3 protein-coding genes and 1 pseudogene are annotated in these 4591 nt (G+C 68.1%); 3 read left to right on the top strand and 1 reads right to left on the bottom strand.

The annotated features are described in order from the left end of the window. Together ACIQ6O_RS13225 and mmuM are read left to right on the top strand one after the other, a co-directional pair. Positions 1–248 (top strand): annotated as a pseudogene (locus ACIQ6O_RS13225) (hypothetical protein); the annotation flags it as partial. Positions 249–304: 56 nt separating this feature from the next. Next, the gene (gene mmuM / locus ACIQ6O_RS13220) at positions 305–1219 is read left to right on the top strand and encodes a homocysteine S-methyltransferase (RefSeq protein WP_396208259.1); all 915 of its coding nucleotides are present in this window, start codon (positions 305–307) and stop codon (positions 1217–1219) included. Between the two features lie 25 nt (positions 1220–1244). Here mmuM and ACIQ6O_RS13215 read toward each other — a convergent pair whose 3' ends face one another. Continuing rightward, a complete protein-coding gene (locus ACIQ6O_RS13215; RefSeq protein ID WP_396208258.1) occupies positions 1245–3167 on the bottom strand; it encodes a pyrroloquinoline quinone-dependent dehydrogenase in 1923 nt (640 codons plus the stop codon). A gap of 98 nt (positions 3168–3265) precedes the next feature. Between ACIQ6O_RS13215 and ACIQ6O_RS13210 the strand changes: the two genes are divergently transcribed. After that, positions 3266–4591: L-serine ammonia-lyase, iron-sulfur-dependent, subunit alpha (locus tag ACIQ6O_RS13210; protein ID WP_396208257.1), on the top strand; the 1326-nt coding region annotated here is incomplete at its 3' end.

Genomic DNA, 4591 nt, shown 5'->3' with positions numbered 1-4591 from the left:
TGCCACTCGTGAGCGACGACTGGGAGAAGATCACGACGTGGCGCGGCGTGGGAGGCGAGCCGCGCTCCGTGCGGCGGCGCGTGGCGCAGGCGGTATCGCGCGCGCATGCCCAAGGACGCCGACTCCGCTTCTGGAACACGCCTGACACGCCGGCGGTGTGGCGACTGCTCGTCGAGTGCGGCGTGGATCTGATCGGTACGGACGACCTCAACGGGCTTCGCGCGTTTCTGACGGGGCGCGCCGAGTGATGTGATTGCCGCTGTGCCCAACGTGATACCGTACGTCACTCTCCACTGGAGTCCCACTGGTACCGTACCCGACCACCGGCCCGCTCGTTCTCGACGGCGGCCTCGCAACTGAGCTCGCACGACGCGGCTTCGATCTCTCCGACGCGTTGTGGTCAGCTGGGGTGCTCGCTGATGCCCCCGAGGCCATCGAAGCCGTGCATCGCGAGTACTTCGAGGCGGGCGCCGATGTTGCCATCACGGCGAGCTATCAGGCGAGCTTCGAGGGGTTCGCTGCGCGCGGGTACTCGCACGACGAGACGGTGCGCCTGCTTCGGCAGTCGGTGGCCCTCGCGCAGGCCGCGCGTGCACACGTATTGACGCACGCGAGAGTGGCTCCCCGAACGCTGTGGGTCGCCGCCTCGGTGGGGCCATATGGCGCGACGCTGCACGACGGTTCGGAATATCGTGGCGACTACGGATTGGATGAGCAGGCGTTGGTCGATTTCCATCGGCCGCGCATCGAGGCGCTCCTCGGCGCCCGCCCCGATTGGCTCGCCTGTGAGACGTTGCCGTCGTTGCTGGAGGCGCGAGCGATCGTGCGCGTGCTGCGGGAACATCCCGATGCGCGCGCGTGGATCACTTTCACCTGTCGCGATGGCGCTTCCACCTCCGGCGGCGATGCCATTGCCGAATGCGCTCGCATCCTCGACGCGGAGCCGCAGGTGATGGCGATGGGGGTGAACTGCGTGGACCCGGTCCTGGTGGCGCCGCTCGTACGCGCCATGGCCGCCGCCACCGACAAGCCGATCGTCGTGTACTCCAACTCGGGCGAGGTGTGGAACGCCGTGGCCCGTTGCTGGGAAGGCACGGCGACGCGATTCACCACCTATCTCGACGGGTGGATCGCGGCCGGGGCCTCGTGGATCGGCGGATGCTGCCGCACGACACCCGACGACATTCGCGTCGTGCGGGCGCGTCTCGATACGGCATAAACGCGGCGACCCGACCGCGGTAGCGCTACTGCGGCAACGCGTACGCCACGATCTCCGACGCCTGCCCGGCGGCGGTCGTCGCGAACACCACGTATTGCCGTCCGTCGTGCAGGTACGTCATCGGGATGCCTGTCTGCGTGCCGCTCGGAATGTCGAGGCGCGCGATGCGTGCCCCGGTGCGCTTGTCGAGCACCCAGAAGTTGCTGCTCCCGTTCGTGCCTTCACCGGCGAAGAGCAGCGTGCGCGTCACCAAGAGGCCTGCACGCGACGTGCGGCCGGTGTTGGGAATGCTGGCGGGCGGCAGCTTGAGGCGCTCGGCGACATACGCCGGCGTATCGCCGTTCGGTACCATCCACGCATGGTTGCCGGTCGTGAGGTCGATGGCGGTGATGCGGCCCCAGGGCGGCTTCACGAACGGCACGCCGGGCGCGAGCTGACCGCCACGGCCGCCCGCGATGTAGTTCATGTCTGAGACCTTGCCACCGGGCAGCAGGGCCAGAAATGACGGTGCCGTGACCGACGGGATGTACAGATAGCCCGTTTCGGGATCGAGCGCGCCACCCTCCCAGTTGGCACCTCCCGTCGATGCCGGCAGCGTGAGCGTGCCACGCGTGCCGTCGGCCGCGTTCTGCAGCGACGGCGGGGTATAGAGCGGCCCCCAACGAAACTGACGGGCGATCTCCCGCGCCCGCGCGCGGAGCTCCGGCGTGAAGTCGAGCAGGTCGTCTTCCCCGAAGCCCTGCCGCTCGAAGGGGGCGGGCTTGGTGGGGAACGGCTGCGTGGGGCTGTACCACTCGCCGGGCACGTCCCCCTTGGGCACCGCGCGCTCTTCGATCGGCCAGACCGGTGTGCCGGTCACGCGGTCGAGCACGAACACGAATCCCTGCTTGGTAAGCTGGGCCAGGATCCGTCGCGGCTTTCCCTCGATCGTGAGGTCCGCGAGAATCGGGGCGGTGGTGTTGTCCCAGTCCCAGATGTCGTGGTGGATGGTCTGGAAGTGCCACACACGCTTCCCCGTGCGCGCGTCGAGCGCGAGGATGCTCGTGGAGAAGAGGTTGTTGCCCGGCCGATGACCACCGTAGTAGTCGCCGGTTGCCGCTTCGGTGGGGAGATAGACGTAGCCGAGTTGCGCATCCCACGAAATCTGGGCCCACGCGGCCGCGTTGCCGGTGTAGGCCCACGACTTCTCGAGCCAGCTGTCGTTGCCGAACTCACCCGACTCGGGGATGGTGTGGAACGACCAGAGCAGACGCCCGGTACGCACATCGAAGCCGCGAATGTCGCCGGGCGTGTTCACCTTCGACGGCGGCTGCATGCCCACGTGGAGGGCGGCGCCGACGACCAGCACATTGCCGATAATGGCGGCCGGCGAGCTCGCGCCGATCGAGCCGTCCACCGCGACGCCTTCACGCGTGCGGAGATTCTTCTGCAGATCCACGACGCCGTTGCGCCCGAATCCGGCAATCGGCTGGCCATTGGCGGCGTTGAGCGCGATGAGATGGTAACCGGGCGTGACGACGAAGATCCGGTCATCGCCCTTGCCGTCCGACCAGTACGACACGCCGCGCCCCGAATTCACGCGCGGTGCCTTGGCGAGCCGGTCACGCTCGTCGAATCGATACATCCACAGCGTTTCCCCCGTGGCCGGATCGATGGCGACCACGTTGCGGTGCATGCCGGCGGTGGCGTACAGACGGCCCTTCACGAAGATGGGCGTCGTCTGGCTGGCGGCTGCCGGGTTGGGCCCCTGGTTTCGCGCGCTCCATCGCCATGCGACTTCCAGCTTCGCGGCATTCGACGCGTTGATCTGGTCGAGCGACGAGTACCGGGTGTGTCCCGGGTCGCCGCCGTAGATCGGCCATTCGGTACCGGCGCCGCGTTGCGCACTCAGTGTGGCGGGGAGCGCCAGCACGGCGAGGAGAAAAAGCCGACCCATCAGAGGCTCCATCGGGGAGAAGGTGATGCGGGTGTCGCGAGAGCGTACCCCGCGATGACCGTATTCGCTAGGTCGACGAACGCCACCCTGCGCCGCATATTCGCCAGACCATGATCAGCATCTTCAACGACGTCATCGGCCCCGTCATGCGCGGCGCCTCGAGCTCACACTGCGCGGCGGCACTGCGCATCGGCCGTCTCGCGCGCGACCTCATGGGTGGCCGAATCACCCACGTGCTCGTCGAGTTCGATGTGAACGGCTCGCTGCCAGCCACCCACACGAGTCAGGGGTCCGACATGGGCCTCTTCGGCGGCCTGCTGGGGTGGGACGCGGCCGACGCCCGCCTTCCGCTGTCCCCCACGCATCTGCAGCAGGCCGGCGTGCAGGTGGAGATCCGCTACATCGATTGCCACGATCCGCATCCGAACACGTATCGTCTCACGCTGTCGAATGCGGATGAGCGGCACACGATGATCGCCATCTCCACCGGAGGCGGTATGATCGAAGTGCTCGAGATCGACGGTGCGCGCGTCTCGCTGGACGGCGGTGCCCGCGTGGAGATCGCGGGTCGTGTGCTGCATCCGGTGTTGCCGGTGCACTCCAATCCGCAGGCCGTCCTGCCGTTCCGGAGTTGTGCCGAGCTCATGGCCCTCGACGGCGGCCGCGAGATCCCGCTCTGGCAGTGGGCCGTGGAGTACGAAAAAGCCCGCGGCAATCTCTCGGGCGAGGCCGTGCACGCGATGATGGTGGACATCGTCCGCATCCTTCGCGCCTCCATCGCCGAAGGCATCGCCGGCACGACGTACGCCGATCGCCTGCTCGGACATCAGTCGGGCAAGTTCGCCGAGGCGATGGCACGCGGCACGCTGCTCGACGCGGGTGTACTCAATCGCACCGTGCTGTACACCACGGCGCTCATGGAAGTGAAGAGCGCGATGGGCGTGATCGTGGCTGCGCCCACCGCCGGCGCCTGCGCGGCACTGCCCGCCAGTTGCATTGCGGTGGCCGAGTGCCGGGAGCAGAGCGAGGACGACATGGCGCGCGCGATGCTCGCGGCTGGACTGATCGGCGTGTTCATCGCGGGCCCGTGGACCTTTGCGGCCGAAGTGGGTGGATGTCAGGCCGAGGGTGGGAGCGCGGCCGCCATGGCTGCCGCCGCACTGGTGACGCTGGCCGGCGGCACGCTCACGCAGGCCACCGGCGCGGCGAGCATGGCCCTGCAGAGCATGCTCGGCCTCATCTGCGATCCGGTCGCCGCGCGCGTGGAGATCCCGTGCCTCGGCAAGAACGTCATTGCGGCGAGCAATGCGGTGTCGTGCGCGAATATGGCACTGGCGGGCTACGATGCGATGATTCCGTTCGACGAAGTGGTCGCGGCCGCCGCGAGTGTGGCCGAGCGCATGCCACGTGAGCATCGCTGCACGGCGCTCGGCGGG

The sequence above is a fragment of the Gemmatimonas sp. genome, assembly GCF_044345575.1.
GTDB lineage: Bacteria > Gemmatimonadota > Gemmatimonadetes > Gemmatimonadales > Gemmatimonadaceae > Gemmatimonas.
This window is presented reverse-complemented; position numbering and strand designations above follow the sequence as displayed.

Coding starts and splice junctions, on each gene's coding strand:
- ACIQ6O_RS13215 (WP_396208258.1), bottom strand. CDS start 3,167: ATGGAGCCTCTGATGGGTCGGCTTTTTCTCCTCGCCGTGCTGGCGCTC.